Source organism: Tenacibaculum sp. SG-28, assembly GCF_002954385.1.
In the GTDB taxonomy this organism is placed as follows: domain Bacteria; phylum Bacteroidota; class Bacteroidia; order Flavobacteriales; family Flavobacteriaceae; genus Polaribacter.
Genome location: NZ_MQVY01000003.1, coordinates 157740 through 172886, shown reverse-complemented (window position 1 = coordinate 172886; position 15147 = coordinate 157740). Strand labels below are relative to the sequence as shown.

The window sequence follows — 15147 nt, the reverse complement described above, 5'->3', positions numbered from 1 at the left end:
GCTACAGTGAAAAACCTATGAAAACCATTTTTAAACATATAAAAGGAGATCGCACTATTTGGGCAATAGTCGCTGTATTGGCTATTTTTTCATTCATGCCAGTATACAGTGCTAGTACTAATTTAGTCTATGTGGTGGGGAATGGTTCTACCTTTGGGCATTTGGTAAAACAAATTGTCGTGCTACTTACAGGCTTTGCTATCTTATATGGGGTGCACAAAATACCTTACCGTTATTTTAGCGGTGGTTCGGTTCTTTTATTGCCTATTGTTATTTTACTACTAGTGTTTACCATGGCACAGGGTAAAATGATTGATGGAGCTAATGCAAGTAGATGGATTCAAATTCCTTTCGTAGGTATCGGTTTCCAAACCTCTACCCTTGCTGGTCTGGTTTTAATGGTGTATGTAGCTCGGTATTTGGCACGAAATAAGGAAAGTCAAATCACATTTCAAGAAAGTGCATTGCAGTTATGGCTCCCTGTAGCTATAGTCTTAGGCTTATACTTCCTGCAAATTTTTCTACAACAGCTATATTTTTCACGATGATTTTGTTGGTGGCGTATATAGGTGGGTATCCACTAAAGTACATTGGCTATATTTTAGGTATCGGAATGTTTGCGCTCTTGTTTTTTGTTTTAGTAGCCAAAGCCTTTCCCGATGCTATGCCAAACAGGGTGCATACTTGGCAGAATAGATTGGAAAATTTTTCGAAAACCGAGGGTGCAGAGAATTACCAGGTAGAAAAGGCTAAAATAGCGATTGCTACCGGAGGTTTGGTAGGGAAAGGGCCAGGAAAAAGTGTGCAAAAGAACTTTCTCCCGCAATCTTCTTCCGATTTTATCTATGCCATTATTGTAGAAGAATACGGTTTGGTAGGTGCATTATTAGTTGTTTTTATCTACTTGCTCTTACTGTTTAGAATTCTTATCACGGCGAAAAAGGCAAATACAATCTTCGCGACGCTAATGGTGATTGGCGTGGGGATTCCAATTGTATTTCAGGCCTTAATAAATATGGCAGTAGCCGTAAACATACTACCCGTTACAGGGCAAACATTACCATTAATAAGTAGTGGAGGAACCTCCATTTGGATGACCTGTTTTGCTATTGGGATGATACTAAGTGTAAGTGCCTCCAAAAACGAAACAGAAGAGACAATTTTAGACGATAACCCCTTAGATATTTTGCATGAAACAATATAAAATAGGCATGCGTTGCATTTAAATACTAGAAAATGAAAAAATCTTTTAACTTCATCATCAGCGGAGGTGGTACCGGAGGACACATATATCCAGCAGTAGCAATTGCAAATGAGCTAAAGCTTAGGTATCCTGATGCAAATATTTTATTTGTTGGAGCAAAAGATAAAATGGAAATGGAAAAAGTTCCTAAAGCAGGCTATGCCATTAAAGGACTTTGGATTTCTGGTATCGAGCGAAAAGTATCGTTTAAAAATATGGTGTTTCCCTTTAAGTTAGTACATAGTTTATTAAAAGCGAATAGCATCGTATCGAAATTTAAACCCGACGTAGCTATTGGTACCGGAGGTTTTGCAAGCGGGCCAACATTACTAGTGTGTAATAATAGGGGTATCCCAACGTTAATTCAAGAACAAAATTCACTCCCAGGTATAACCAATAAGTTACTGGGTAAAAAAGCAAATAAGATTTGCGTAGCCTATGATAATTTAGAGCGTTTTTTTATAGAAAATCGCATGGTAAAAACAGGAAACCCGGTACGACAAGATTTACTTTTTATTCATACCAAAGTGGAGGAGGGCAAAACGTTTTTTGAATTGGATAAAAAAAAGAAAACGCTTTTGGTTTTAGGCGGGAGTTTGGGCGCTAGAAAAATTAACGAATTGGTAGAATCACACCTTGAATTTTTTGAGGAGCAAAAAATCCAAGTGCTTTGGCAATGCGGGAAGTTATACTATGAAACATATGCCAAATACCAAAACCGTAAAAACGTACAAGTTTTTGCCTTTATCGATCGAATGGATTTAGCCTATGCTGCTACAGATATTGTAGTTTCAAGGGCCGGTGCAAGTTCGGTTTCTGAATTGTGTATTGTGGGTAAACCAACCATTTTTATACCCTCGCCAAACGTAGCAGAAGACCACCAAACTAAAAATGCCAAAGCAATTGTAGAAAAGCACGGTGCCTTAATGGTTAAAGAAACCGAACTGGAAACTTTTTCTGTAGTTTTAGAATCTTTACTAAAAGATAAAGGAAAGCAGGAGAGTTTGAGTGAAAATATAAAAGTATTAGCATTGCCTAATGCGACCAATGATATTGTAAACGAAATTGAAAAATTAATAAAAACCAAATAGTAAGCTTACGAAGTTGAAACAAAAATATGGAGTTGTCAAAAGTACATAACGTATATTTTATTGGTATTGGAGGTATTGGAATGAGTGCTATTGCCAAGTATTTTGTGTCGCAAGCGAAATTCGTTGCCGGATATGACAAAACACCTTCACCAATTACAGAGGCTTTGCTTTCTGATGGAGTGACCATAAATTTCGAAGATGTGGTTGAAAAAATACCAATGGCTTTTCTTGAAAAAGAAAAAACTCTTGTCATTTATACTCCTGCAATTTCAGAAGATCATCAACAGCTTACGTATTTTAGAGACCACGGTTTTACTGTAGTAAAACGCTCTGAGGCTTTGGGGGTAATCACCGCGAATACCTTCTCTTTTGGAGTAGCAGGAACCCACGGAAAAACCACTACCTCTTCTATACTTGGTCATATAATGCAACCTTTAGGAGCGACTTCTTTTTTAGGAGGAATTACCGAAAATTACCACTCGAATGTGATTCTTGGTGAAAATGAAATTACCATTGTAGAAGCCGATGAATTTGACAGGTCTTTTTTACGACTGTCTCCAAATATAGCGTGTATTACTTCTATGGATGCAGACCATTTGGATATTTATGGCGAGGCCAACGAACTAGAACAGTCTTTTCGAGATTTTTCCGCCAAAGTATCCGATACTTTGCTCGTTGCTAAAGGTCTTCCAATACAGGGAATGACCTATGCAGTAAACGAAGCAGCAGATTACCAAGCTTATAATATACGAATAGAGAATGGTGCCTATCATTTTACCGTAAAAACCCCAACTAAAAATATAGAAGATTTGGTGTTTCATTTACCAGGAAAGCACAACCTGATGAATGCACTCGCTGCTATAGCTATGGCAGATGTATACGGTGTAGCGCCACAAATTATCAAAAAACAAATGGCGTCTTTTTTAGGAGTGCAACGCAGATTCTCCTATAAAATTAAAGAAGAATCCATCGTTTTTATAGACGATTATGCCCATCATCCAACTGAAATTACAGCAGTGCAAGAAGCGCTACGAGAACTGTATCCAGAAGATAAAGTATTGGTAGTATTTCAGCCGCACTTATTTAGTAGAACACAAGATTTTGCAGACGAATTCGCAAGTTCTTTAGCTGCCTTTGATGAGGTTATCTTATTGGATATTTATCCGGCAAGAGAAGTCCCGATAGAAGGTGTAACATCTGCATGGTTATTGGAGAAGATACACAACGAGCAAAAACTTTTAAGCACCAAGAAAAACCTCGTGGCTGATGTTTTGCAATCCAGTGCTAAAATTATTGTAACACTCGGAGCAGGAGATATCGGTTTATTAGTAGCAGATTTACAGGATAAATTAGAAGAAAAATATAATATTACAGCGTGAAGAAAATAGCAACAAACCTATTGTTTATCCTTTTATTGGGCTTTTTAGGCTTCCTTTATGGGTTTACCAAGGAAAGAAATGAGGCTAAAAAAGTTAAAAATTCGGTGGTACAGTTTGCGGAAGGTGCCAATAACTTCCTCACGCACAAAGCAGTTAATAAATTGTTAATACAAAATCAAAAAAATGTTCAAAACCAACCAAAAAGTGTAGTAGATTTACACTCTCTAGAGACTGTAGTTTCCAACAATCCCTATGTAGAAAAAGCGGCTGTTTTTTTAACCATAGACGGCGTGTTGAAAACCTTTATAAAACAACGCACAGCAATAGCTAGGCTTGTTCACAAGGACTCGTCATTTTATGTTGATAAGTTTGAGGCGTCTATGCCACTATCAGCAAATTATTCGGCAAGAGTACCGCTTGTTTCTGGAGTGAAATGTGCTGAGGAAATCAATGAATTAATTAGGTTAATCGAAGTTATTGCAAAAGACGATTTTTTTGTAAAAGAAATTATCGCGATCGAAAAAACGCCACAAAAAGAGTATGTGTTTACAGTTCGAACAGGAAACTACAAAATACTTTTTGGAACCTTTACAGGGGCGACTCAAAAACTACGAAAACTCAAAGCATTCTACAACAAAGCACTGAAGGACGGTACGATAAATAGGTATAAAGAAATTAATCTCAAGTATCACGACCAAGTTGTGTGCAGTAAATATAATCAAGATGGAGAACAATAAAATAGCAGTAGGCTTAGATATTGGAACAACCAAGATTGTTGCCATGATTGGTCGTAAAAATGAATTTGGTAAACTCGACGTACTAGGCATTGGAAAAGCGAAAAGTTTGGGGGTAAAACGAGGTGTGGTGAACAACATCACCCAAACCATCCAATCGATCCAACAGGCAGTAGAGGAAGCACAAAGTGTATCTGGCCAACACATTGAGGATGTTGTAGTAGGAATAGCAGGCCAACACATTCGAAGTTTACACCACAGTGATTACATCACCAGAGAGAAGTCAGACGAAGTTATCGATGAAGGAGATATTGAAAACCTAGTAGAGCAAGTACACAAGTTGGTTATGCTTCCAGGAGAAGAGATCATCCATGTATTGCCTCAGGAATATAAAGTAGACAGCCAACCAGACATCAAAGAACCAATAGGAATGTACGGAGGTAGATTGGAGTCTAATTTTCACGTGGTAGTGGGGCAGGTTTCTTCCATTCGCAATATTGGCAGGTGTGTTAAGAGTGCTGGTTTACACCTATCGGATATCACTTTAGAGCCCTTAGCATCTGCAGCAGCAGTTTTGAGTCAGGAAGAAAAAGAAGCCGGTGTTGCACTAATAGATATTGGAGGTGGAACAACCGATTTGGCGATATTCAAAGACGGAATCATCCGGCACACTGCAGTTATTCCATTTGGAGGAAACGTGATTACCGAAGATATTAAGGAAGGCTGTTCTATCATAGAGAAGCAGGCGGAATTGTTAAAGATAAAATTTGGCTCTGCTTGGCCTGGCGAAAATAAGGATACTGAAATCGTATCTATTCCGGGGTTACGAGGTAGAGAACCCAAAGAAATTACTCTAAAAAATCTGTCTAAAATCATTCATGCTCGCGTGCAAGAAATTATCGAGCACGTGTATTTGGAAATTAAAAATTATGGGCACGAAACTCAAAAAGGGAAATTGATTGCAGGAATTGTATTAACCGGTGGAGGATCGCAATTAAAGCACCTGCGCCAATTGGTAGAATACATTACCGGTATGGATGTTCGCATTGGCTATCCTAACGAGCATTTGGCAGGAGACTCCGACGATGTAATTTCCAGTCCGGCCTATGCCACTGCAGTTGGTTTGTTAATGGAGGGATTAGAAAAACAAGAACAGCAGGGTACCAACCAAGAAATATCGCAAGAACAAGAAGAAATAAGTCAAAATATTGTAGAAGAAGCACCAGAACAAATTGCAGAAGAAAAAGAAGAACCGAAACTAAAATCTAAATCCATTTTTGAAAAGTTCACCGACCGTTTCAAGGAGTTTTTAGATAACGCAGAGTAATATATAAATTTTAACAACACTTTATCCCCTAAAAAAGCGTTGTTGACCAAGAGGAAATTAAATAAAAAGAAAAGTTATTATGAACACAGAATTTGATAACATTTCATTCGACATGCCAAAATCACAATCTAGTGCTATCAAGGTTATTGGCGTCGGAGGGGGAGGAAGTAATGCTGTTAATCACATGTTCAGTAAGCAAATTCACGGGGTTGATTTCGTGATTTGCAACACAGATTCTCAAGCATTAGAAAATAGTCCTATTCCTAATAAAATTCAATTAGGAGCGCATTTAACTTCAGGGTTAGGTGCAGGGGCAAATCCTGAAATTGGCGCACAGGCTGCCGCAGAGAGTATTCAAGAAATTCAGCAAATGTTGAGTACCCATACCAAAATGGTTTTTATCACGGCAGGAATGGGTGGTGGTACCGGAACCGGTGCTGCTCCAATCATTGCTAAGATTGCAAAAGATATGGATATCCTAACTGTAGGGATTGTAACTATGCCATTTCAGTTTGAAGGAAGAATGCGAAGCAAACAAGCACAGATAGGGATTGATGAATTGCGCAAAAACGTAGATTCTCTTATTGTTATCAATAATAATAAACTTCGCGAGGTGTATGGTAATTTAGGTTTCAAAGCAGGATTTTCTAAAGCCGATGAGGTTTTAGCAACTGCGGCCAAAGGAATTGCAGAAGTAATTACCCACCACTACAAGCAAAATATTGATTTACACGATGCAAAAACGGTCCTTTCCGGAAGTGGTACCGCTATTATGGGGTCTGCAAAAGAATCTGGAGCAAATCGTGCAAAAAATGCTATTATAAAAGCTTTAGATTCTCCTTTGCTAAACGATAACAAGATTACTGGAGCGAAAAATGTACTGTTACTTATTATTTCCGGAGCCAATGAAGTTACCTTAGATGAAATCGGAGAGATCAGTGATTACATTCAAGAAGAAGCAGGGCACGATGCTAATATTATTATGGGTATTGGAGAAGACGAAGCTCTAGAAGATGGTTTGTCTTTAACAGTTGTAGCGACAGGGTTTGCCGCAGACCAACAAGGAAATATTACGAATACCGAGGTGAAGAAAATTGTGCATACTCTCGAGGATGAACAAAAAGCAACCTATTCGTTCGAAGAACCTAAAGTACAAAAGGCACCCACTATTAATGAACCGCTAACGAACAAGTCCGATAGAAAAATAGTACACGTTTTAGAAGAGGAAGTTTCTCCAACTACCGAAAAGTTACGTTTAGTGCCAACTTCTACCTTGATTAAAGATATTCCTGTAGAATTTGAAGAAGTGGTAGCAACCAATGTAGCAGAGGAAGATTTTATCATTAGAGATATCGTACAAGAAACTCCCAAACCAATAGAAGAAGAGGTACCACAATACATACAACAAGATTTGCTGTTCGATCTTCCAATTCAATCCTACGAAGAGGTAACGCCGAAAGTAGACTTAGTGGCAACCACCAATAGTATTAAAAACATAGAAGTGCAGGCTGCAGAGGTTACTCTTGAAACTATTGAAACGCCGAAGCGATATGTATTGGATGATTTTGATGTTGCTCCCACTATCGGAAAGAGCTCTACACCAAAAGTTATGAAGGAAGAAGATACTGCTTTGCACTTTGAGGTAAAGACAAAAGCGCCACAAGAAGAAGCAGAGACTAAGGATGATCTGGCTGTTAATCCTATGAGTTCGTCTATTTCAGAATTGCAGAAAAGGGCAGAAGAAAGACGAAAAAAGATGAAAGGGTTTAATTACAAGTTTGCCGATCAGGTAAACAAAAATATTGACGAGATCGAAAAACAACCAGCTTACAAGAGAATGGGGGTAGATATTGATGTAACAAATAATCTAAGTAAATCGGATAAAGCCCTTCCTTCAGACGATAACGATTTGCTGCGTTCCAACAATTCCTTTTTACACGATAATGTAGATTAGAGATAGCATTAAATTAATAGCATTTAAAGATTAAATACCATGAGCATACAACAAGACGTTGTTACCAAGATGAAAGCAGCAATGAAGGCCAAAGATACGAATGCTTTAACGGCACTACGAGCGCTAAAATCTGCTTTTATGTTAGCACAGACCGAAAACGGCGCTGGAGCATTGTCGGAGGCAGAAGAATTGAAAATTGTGCAAAAACAAGTAAAACAGCGCAAGGATAGTGCCAAGGTATACCAAGAGCAAAATAGAGCCGATTTAGCCGAACCAGAGCTCGCAGAAGTAGCAGTTTTAGAGCAGTTTTTGCCTGCAGCCTTAAGTGAAGCTGAAGTGGAAGCCATTGTTGTTGCCGTAATTAGTGAAGTTGGCGCGTCTGGTATGAAAGATATGGGAAAAGTAATGGGGCTAGCCTCTAAAAAATTAGCAGGCCAAGCCGATGGAAATACCATCGCAAAAATAGTAAAAGCACAATTGCAATAGCAGTGTATCAATGACCCTGTAGTTCAATGGATAGAACATCAGATTTCGGCTCTGAGGATGAGGGTTCGAATCCTTCCAGGGTCACTAAAACTCCTGTAAACAACTGTTTACAGGAGTTTGTTTTTTATTGTATTCCATTTATTATTGCAACTGTCACATCAAGCGGACTGTCACATCGAGCGTAGTCACGATGTCTTCTGTTTTCTATAGCTTCTTATTAAAAATTAAAAAAGCTATAAACCTTTTTTGTAACTTCGTTGCGTTACATTTAGAAGTAAAATCTAAAGATAAATAACATATGAATTTAGCTGTTATAGGTACAGGTTATGTTGGGCTAGTATCAGGAACCTGTTTTTCTGAAATGGGCAACAGGGTAACTTGTGTAGATATAGACCAGGATAAAATTGATAAACTACAAAAAGGAATTATACCAATTTACGAGCCTGGTTTAGAAAAAATGGTTCAAAAAAATATAAAAAATAAAAATCTTCATTTCACAACCAAGTTAGAAGAGGCAATTAAAGAAGCAGAAATTGTCTTTATTGCTGTTGGGACTCCCATGGGAGATGACGGTTCAGCAGATTTACAGTATGTTCTGACTGTAGCCAAAGAGATAGGGCAGAAGATGAACAAAAGACTCGTAGTGGTTGATAAATCTACTGTGCCAGTGGGTACTGCTGATAGAGTTAAGGAGACTATTCAATTAGAATTGGATAAAAGAGGAAAAAATATTGTATTTGACGTGGTTTCTAATCCGGAGTTTTTAAAAGAAGGAGATGCAATTAACGATTTTATGAAGCCGGATCGTTTGGTGATAGGTGCTGACACCGACTATGCATTTGATAAAATGAAGCAATTGTATAATCCTTTTACGATGTCGCACGAAAGATTCATCGCCATGGATATTCGTTCTGCGGAAATGACCAAATACGCGGCAAATGCCATGTTGGCTACCAAAATTTCCTTTATGAATGAAATGGCAAATATTTGCGAACGAGTTGGTGCGGATGTAAATAATGTTAGAATTGGTATAGGGTCTGACTCTAGAATAGGCTATAGTTTTATCTATCCAGGCGCTGGTTATGGTGGTTCGTGTTTTCCGAAAGATGTAAAAGCGTTAAAAAAGCTTGCGGAGGAACACCAGTATAAAGCGCAATTAATAGCATCTGTGGAAGAGGTAAACAACAGACAAAAGTTTGTTGTTGCAGAAAAAGTAGTTAAAAGATTTGGGGAAGATTTAAGCGGTTTAACCTTCGGGTTATGGGGTTTGGCGTTTAAGCCAGGAACCGACGATATGCGAGAGGCACCCGCTATTTATGTAGTTAACGAGTTGTTGAAAAGAGGTGCTAAAGTGCAAGCCTACGATCCAAAAGCTACAAAGGAAGCAGAAAGTTTTTATTTGAAAGATGTAGAAGGGGTTTCGTATTGCGAATCTAAATATGATGTTTTAAAAAATGCTGAAGCGTTAATACTCTTAACGGAGTGGAAAGAGTTTCGTTCACCAGATTTTACAGAGATTAAAAACCAACTAAAGTATCCGGTAATTTTTGATGGAAGGAATCAGTATATCGCTTACAATTTGGAGGAAAAAGGATTTGAGTATTATAGAATAGGGAAATAATGAAAGTTTTAGTTACCGGAGCAGCAGGTTTTATTGGGTTTCATCTTAGCGAGAAATTGTTAGGGTCAGGATTTACTGTCGTTGGTATTGATAATATTAATGATTATTACGATGTAAATTTAAAATATTCCCGATTGAGCGAGTTAGGGATTTCTAGAAAAGAAGCCGAAGCTTTTTACAACGAAACGAATAGTTCAACTAAGCAAAATTTCAAGTTTACAAGAATGAACTTGGAAGACAAGGAAGAACTAGTTTCTCTATTTGAAAAAGAAAATTTTGATGTGGTTTGTAATCTAGCAGCGCAGGCAGGCGTTCGATATAGTATCGAAAATCCAGACGCTTATATTCAAAGTAATATTGTTGGTTTTCTAAATATTTTAGAGTGTTGTAGGCATCGTGAAATTAAACATTTGGTGTATGCAAGTAGTTCTAGTGTGTATGGTGCGAATACTAAAATACCGTTTTCAGAGGAAGACAAAGTGGATACTCCAGTTAGTTTGTATGCGGCTACGAAAAAGAGTAATGAGTTAATGGCGCATACCTACAGTCATTTGTACAATTTACCAACCACTGGGTTGCGTTTTTTTACAGTATATGGTCCATGGGGTAGGCCCGATATGGCTCCGATGTTATTTGCAGATGCGATACGTAATAATCGTCCAATAAAGGTTTTTAATAACGGAGATATGGAACGTGATTTTACTTATATCGATGATATTGTTGAAGGAGTGAAAAGGGTAATAGTAAAGTCTGTTGCGAGTAGAGATTTTTATAAAATATATAATATAGGAAACAACAATTCCGTGAAATTATTTGATTTTATTAATGAAATAGAATCTAATTTAGGAAAGAAAGCAGCAAAAGAATTTTTACCTATGCAGATGGGAGATGTAAAGAAAACTTGGGCAAATGTAGATCGCCTAGTTAAAGAGTACGATTATGAGCCAGACACAAAACTTTCACAAGGGGTGGGGAGTTTTGTTAAATGGTATTTAAGTTATTTTAGCAAACCCTAATATGGTAAATTCAGAAAATAACACGAAGCATTAGTTTAGCCTGCTTTTATTGCTTCTACTTTGTATCAATGACCCTGTAGTTCAATGGATAGAACATCAGATTTCGGCTCTGAGGATGAGGGTTCGAATCCTTCCAGGGTCACAAAACTCCTGAAAACGACTGTTTACAGGAGTTTGTTTTTTATTGTATTCCTCTTATCATTGCCATTGTCACATCAACTGGACTGTCACATCGAGTACAGTTGAGATGTCTAACGTATCTAGTTTCTGTGAGCATATTACTTTACCATGTCACATCGAGTATAGTCGAGGTGTATTTTGTTTACTCCAGCTTCTTACTGAAAAATAAAAATACTACAAACCTTTTTTGTAATTTCGTGGCATTCCATTTGGATTTAAAATATAAAGTTTATAATGAAGAATTTCGCCATGCTAGGAGTGGCAGGATACATCGCTCCAAGACACCTAAAAGCCATAAAAGACACCAATAATAGGCTCATAGCAGCACTAGACAAGTTTGATAGCGTGGGCGTGATGGATAGTTATTTCCCCGACACCCATTTTTTTGTGGAGTTCGAGCGTTTTGATCGCCATATTGAAAAAATAAAGAGACAAAAGAATATTCAGCTAGATTATGTAAGCATCTGTACCCCGAATTACCTACACGATTCTCATATTCGTATGGCTTTACGCAGAGGAGCAGACGCTATATGTGAAAAACCCTTGGTGCTAAATCCATGGAATGTAGATGCCCTGCAAGCAATAGAAAACGAAACTGGTAATCGCATCAATACCATATTACAATTGCGTTTACACCCTAGCATTATTGCTCTAAAGCAAAAGGTGCAAAGCGAGAACAAAAAAGAAAAATATGATGTAGACTTAACCTATATTACCTCCAGGGGGGCATGGTACCATGTGTCTTGGAAAGGAGATGTCAGTAAATCAGGGGGTATTGCTACCAATATCGGAATTCATTTTTATGATATGCTATCTTGGGTGTTTGGCCCAGTGCAAGAAAACATCGTACATCTCAGAGAGAAAGACAAAGCAGCCGGCTATTTAGAATTTGAAAAAGCACGTGTGCGTTGGTATTTGTCTATTGATGAAAACACTCTGCCAAAGATAATCCAAGAAAAAGGACAACGTACCTACCGTTCTATTTCCGTTAACGGCGAAGAAATAGAATTTAGCGGAGGATTTACCGAGTTACACACCGATAGTTACAAAGGAATATTAGCAGGGAATGGCTTTGGTTTAAAAGATGCAAAACCCTCCATAGAAATTGTACACGCTATCCGAAATAACGATATTAAAAAAAGTGGTGAAAAACATGGGTTTTTACCTTAGAAAAATTATATTTGCCGATTAAAAGGAAAAAGTAAAATGAAAATAGGGATTACTTTCAGTGCCTTCGATTTACTACACGCTGGTCATATTAAAATGTTGGAGGAGGCAAAGCGCCAATGCGACTACTTAATTTGTGGATTGCAAACCGACCCTACCCTAGATCGTCCTGAAAAAAACCGCCCTGTACAATCGGTAGTAGAGCGTTACATTCAATTAAAAGGATGCAAATACGTAGACGAAATTGTGCCTTATGCTACTGAGCAAGATTTAGAAGATATCCTTAGATCCTTTCATATTGACGTTCGAATTATCGGTGACGAATATGCCAATAAACAATTTACCGGAAGAGACTATTGCGAAACTAAAGGTATCAAATTGTACTTCAATAAAAGAGAACATCGTTTTTCTAGTACAGATTTGAGAAGAGAAGTTTTAGAAAAAGAATCTTTAAAAGATAAAGATAGAAAGTAAATGAATATTTTTTAGTGGTTTTGAATTAGTAACTGAGATATGTTTCGCACAAATGGGAAATAAAGTTACTTATTTAGACATAAATTACAATAAATTTAATAAACCAAATAGAGGAATTAGTATAATATAGTAAAGGAGGAATTTAAAGTACATCATTTTAGAAAATGAAAGTAGAAGACAAATTAAAGTATAAGAAAATATTAGTCACCGGTGGCGCTGGTTTTATTGGTTCCAACTTATGTGATGCGTTAATTAAACTGAATAACCATGTAGTTTGTTTGGATAACTTTGAAACAGGTAAAAGAGATAATATTGTTCATTTATCAGATAACGATAAGTTTGACTTAATCGAAGGGGATATTAGAAATTACGAAGACTGTAAAAAAGCAGTTCCTGGCGTAGATTATGTTTTACATCAAGCAGCTTTAGGTTCTGTGCCTCGTTCTATTAAAGACCCAATAACCTCCAATGCTACCAATGTAACAGGCTTCTTAAACATGCTTACTGCGGCCAAAGATTCAGGGGTGAAACGGTTTGTGTTTGCTGCGAGTTCTTCAACTTACGGAGACTCAAAAGGGTTGCCTAAAGTAGAGGAAATAATTGGGAAACCCCTATCCCCATATGCTATCACTAAATATGTGAACGAATTGTATGCCGATGTGTTTTCTAAAACCTATGGTATAGAAACCATTGGGCTTCGTTATTTTAATGTCTTTGGAAGAAGACAAGATCCAAACGGTGCTTATGCAGCAGTAATCCCAAAATTCGTAGGACAGTTAATGAAAGGGGAGTCTCCGACTATTAATGGAGATGGAAATTATTCAAGAGATTTCACATACATTGATAATGTAGTTCAGGCTAATTTACTTGCTCTAGTTGCCGATAACAAAGAAGCCTACAATACTGTATATAATGTGGCTTATGGCGATAGAAATACGCTCAATGACTTAGTTGGCTATTTAAAAGAATATTTATCTGATTTTGATGCTAGTATCAAAATATTGAAATTAAGCATGGGCCAAATCGCTTAGGAGATATTCCACATTCCTTAGCAAGTATTGAAAAAGCAAAAAAACTTTTACACTATAACCCTAAATTTTCACTGCAAAACGGATTAAAAGAAGCAGTAAAATGGTACTGGGAAAACTTATAATATAATGAAACAACCAAAAATAGCTGTTATTGGATTAGGGTATGTTGGATTACCTTTAGCGCGTTTATTTGCTACAAAATATTCTACCGTTGGATTTGATATTAATGAAGAGAGAGTTGGAGAGTTAATGTCTGGAACTGATTCTACTCTAGAAGTTGAAAACGAGGTTTTACAGTCTGTTTTAATTCAAGAATCTTCAAATGATGTTGGGCTTTTTTGCTCTACTTCTCTGCAAGATTTAAAGGATTGTAATTATTATATTGTTACTGTTCCTACTCCAGTAGATAAAAATAATAGACCAATATTAACGCCTCTTGTTAGAGCAAGTGAAACAGTAGGAAAGGTGTTAAAAAAGGGAGATATCGTGGTTTATGAGTCAACGGTTTACCCTGGGGCAACGGAGGAGGAATGTATTCCTGTTTTAGAGAGAGTTTCTGGACTTAGATTTAATCAAGATTTTTATGCAGGTTATTCTCCGGAAAGAATTAATCCAGGAGATAAGGAACATACCGTAGAGAAAATATTAAAAGTTACCTCTGGTTCAACGCCTGAGATTGGAAAGAAAGTAGATGACTTGTATAAATCAGTAATCACAGCCGGAACGCATTTGGCTCCAACTATAAAAGTGGCTGAAGCTGCAAAGGTAATAGAAAATTCACAGCGAGATATTAATATTGCTTTTGTTAATGAATTGGCTAAAATATTCGGGTTAATGGATATTAATACCCATGATGTGCTAGAAGCTGCTGGTACAAAATGGAATTTTTTACCATTTAAGCCGGGTTTAGTAGGAGGACACTGCATAGGTGTAGACCCTTATTATTTAGCACAAAAAGCTCAGGAATATGGCTATCATCCAGAAATTATTTTGGCAGGTAGGAGGTTGAATGATAGCATGGGAGAATATGTTGCTTCAGAAGTAGTCAAGTTAATGATAAAAGAGGATATACGTATTAAAGGAGCAGATGTTTTAGTACTAGGGATAACTTTTAAAGAAAACTGTCCTGATGTACGAAACACTAGAGCTGTAGATGTAGTTAATTCTTTGATTGATTATGGAACTAAAGTTACTATCTATGATCCATGGGCAAATGAAGACGAAGTAATGCATGAATACAAATTAAAATCTACCAAGAAACTTCCTAATCAGAAGTATGATGCGATTGTGTTAACAGTCGCACATAATGAATTTCGTGAATTAGATTTTTCTAAATTAAAAAGTGAAAAGTCAATAATTTTTGATGTCAAAAATATATTGCCAACTAATGTTAGAGATAATTCTCTTTAATGAATTAAATTATTGTAATACGACTAAATATAAA

11 protein-coding genes, 2 tRNA genes and 2 pseudogenes are annotated in these 15147 nt (G+C 37.1%); all 15 read left to right on the top strand.

Translation table 11 applies throughout. The features are described from left to right. Positions 1 to 17: 17 nt before the first annotated feature. The 15 genes and pseudogenes from BSU00_RS08965 to BSU00_RS08895 all read left to right on the top strand — a co-directional run bounded on the left by BSU00_RS08965 (position 18) and on the right by BSU00_RS08895 (position 15113). Positions 18 to 1204: pseudogene (locus BSU00_RS08965) on the top strand (FtsW/RodA/SpoVE family cell cycle protein). 32 nt (positions 1205 to 1236) lie between these two features. After that, positions 1237 to 2334: an undecaprenyldiphospho-muramoylpentapeptide beta-N-acetylglucosaminyltransferase gene (gene murG, locus BSU00_RS08960; RefSeq protein ID WP_105004074.1), complete on the top strand. Its 1098-nt coding sequence runs from the start codon at positions 1237 to 1239 to the stop codon at positions 2332 to 2334. 26 nt (positions 2335 to 2360) lie between these two features. Further along, positions 2361 to 3713, top strand: a complete 1353-nt coding sequence (gene murC / locus BSU00_RS08955; RefSeq protein ID WP_105004073.1) for a UDP-N-acetylmuramate--L-alanine ligase — start codon at positions 2361 to 2363, stop codon at positions 3711 to 3713. Beyond that, positions 3710 to 4450, top strand: coding sequence for a cell division protein FtsQ/DivIB (locus tag BSU00_RS08950; RefSeq protein WP_105004072.1), 741 nt, complete (start codon positions 3710 to 3712; stop codon positions 4448 to 4450). The genes murC and BSU00_RS08950 overlap by 4 nt, the downstream gene beginning before the upstream one ends. Then, entirely contained in the window at positions 4437 to 5774 is a 1338-nt protein-coding gene (ftsA, locus tag BSU00_RS08945; protein WP_105004071.1) for a cell division protein FtsA, read from the top strand. Before BSU00_RS08950 ends, ftsA begins: the two co-directional genes overlap by 14 nt. A gap of 79 nt (positions 5775 to 5853) precedes the next feature. After that, entirely contained in the window at positions 5854 to 7728 is a 1875-nt protein-coding gene (gene ftsZ / locus BSU00_RS08940) for a cell division protein FtsZ (RefSeq protein WP_105004070.1), read from the top strand. A gap of 39 nt (positions 7729 to 7767) precedes the next feature. After that, on the top strand, positions 7768 to 8214 hold the full coding sequence (locus BSU00_RS08935) for a GatB/YqeY domain-containing protein (RefSeq protein ID WP_105004069.1): 447 nt from the start codon (positions 7768 to 7770) through the stop codon (positions 8212 to 8214). Positions 8215 to 8226: 12 nt separating this feature from the next. Next, positions 8227 to 8298, top strand: a tRNA-Arg gene (locus BSU00_RS08930). Positions 8299 to 8512: 214 nt separating this feature from the next. Then, a complete protein-coding gene (locus BSU00_RS08925; protein WP_105004068.1) occupies positions 8513 to 9835 on the top strand; it encodes a UDP-glucose/GDP-mannose dehydrogenase family protein in 1323 nt (440 codons plus the stop codon). Next, the gene (locus BSU00_RS08920) at positions 9835 to 10851 is read left to right on the top strand and encodes an NAD-dependent epimerase (protein ID WP_105004067.1); all 1017 of its coding nucleotides are present in this window, start codon (positions 9835 to 9837) and stop codon (positions 10849 to 10851) included. Before BSU00_RS08925 ends, BSU00_RS08920 begins: the two co-directional genes overlap by 1 nt. A gap of 70 nt (positions 10852 to 10921) precedes the next feature. Continuing rightward, positions 10922 to 10993 (top strand) — tRNA-Arg (locus tag BSU00_RS08915). A gap of 272 nt (positions 10994 to 11265) precedes the next feature. After that, a complete protein-coding gene (locus BSU00_RS08910) occupies positions 11266 to 12201 on the top strand; it encodes a Gfo/Idh/MocA family protein (RefSeq protein WP_105004066.1) in 936 nt (311 codons plus the stop codon). A gap of 36 nt (positions 12202 to 12237) precedes the next feature. Next, positions 12238 to 12672: an adenylyltransferase/cytidyltransferase family protein gene (locus BSU00_RS08905; RefSeq protein ID WP_105004065.1), complete on the top strand. Its 435-nt coding sequence runs from the start codon at positions 12238 to 12240 to the stop codon at positions 12670 to 12672. A gap of 164 nt (positions 12673 to 12836) precedes the next feature. Continuing rightward, a pseudogene (locus BSU00_RS08900) lies at positions 12837 to 13825 on the top strand (SDR family oxidoreductase). Between the two features lie 4 nt (positions 13826 to 13829). Further along, on the top strand, positions 13830 to 15113 hold the full coding sequence (locus tag BSU00_RS08895) for a nucleotide sugar dehydrogenase (protein ID WP_105004064.1): 1284 nt from the start codon (positions 13830 to 13832) through the stop codon (positions 15111 to 15113). Positions 15114 to 15147 lie beyond the last annotated feature (34 nt).

Bases quoted from the DNA above. Each gene is read 5' to 3' on its own strand.
- murG (WP_105004074.1), top strand. From the start codon at position 1,237: ATGAAAAAATCTTTTAACTTCATCATCAGCGGAGGTGGTACCGGAGGA.
- murC (WP_105004073.1), top strand. From the start codon at position 2,361: ATGGAGTTGTCAAAAGTACATAACGTATATTTTATTGGTATTGGAGGT.
- ftsA (WP_105004071.1), top strand. From the start codon at position 4,437: ATGGAGAACAATAAAATAGCAGTAGGCTTAGATATTGGAACAACCAAG.
- ftsZ (WP_105004070.1), top strand. From the start codon at position 5,854: ATGAACACAGAATTTGATAACATTTCATTCGACATGCCAAAATCACAA.
- BSU00_RS08935 (WP_105004069.1), top strand. From the start codon at position 7,768: ATGAGCATACAACAAGACGTTGTTACCAAGATGAAAGCAGCAATGAAG.
- BSU00_RS08925 (WP_105004068.1), top strand. From the start codon at position 8,513: ATGAATTTAGCTGTTATAGGTACAGGTTATGTTGGGCTAGTATCAGGA.
- BSU00_RS08920 (WP_105004067.1), top strand. From the start codon at position 9,835: ATGAAAGTTTTAGTTACCGGAGCAGCAGGTTTTATTGGGTTTCATCTT.
- BSU00_RS08910 (WP_105004066.1), top strand. From the start codon at position 11,266: ATGAAGAATTTCGCCATGCTAGGAGTGGCAGGATACATCGCTCCAAGA.
- BSU00_RS08905 (WP_105004065.1), top strand. From the start codon at position 12,238: ATGAAAATAGGGATTACTTTCAGTGCCTTCGATTTACTACACGCTGGT.
- BSU00_RS08895 (WP_105004064.1), top strand. From the start codon at position 13,830: ATGAAACAACCAAAAATAGCTGTTATTGGATTAGGGTATGTTGGATTA.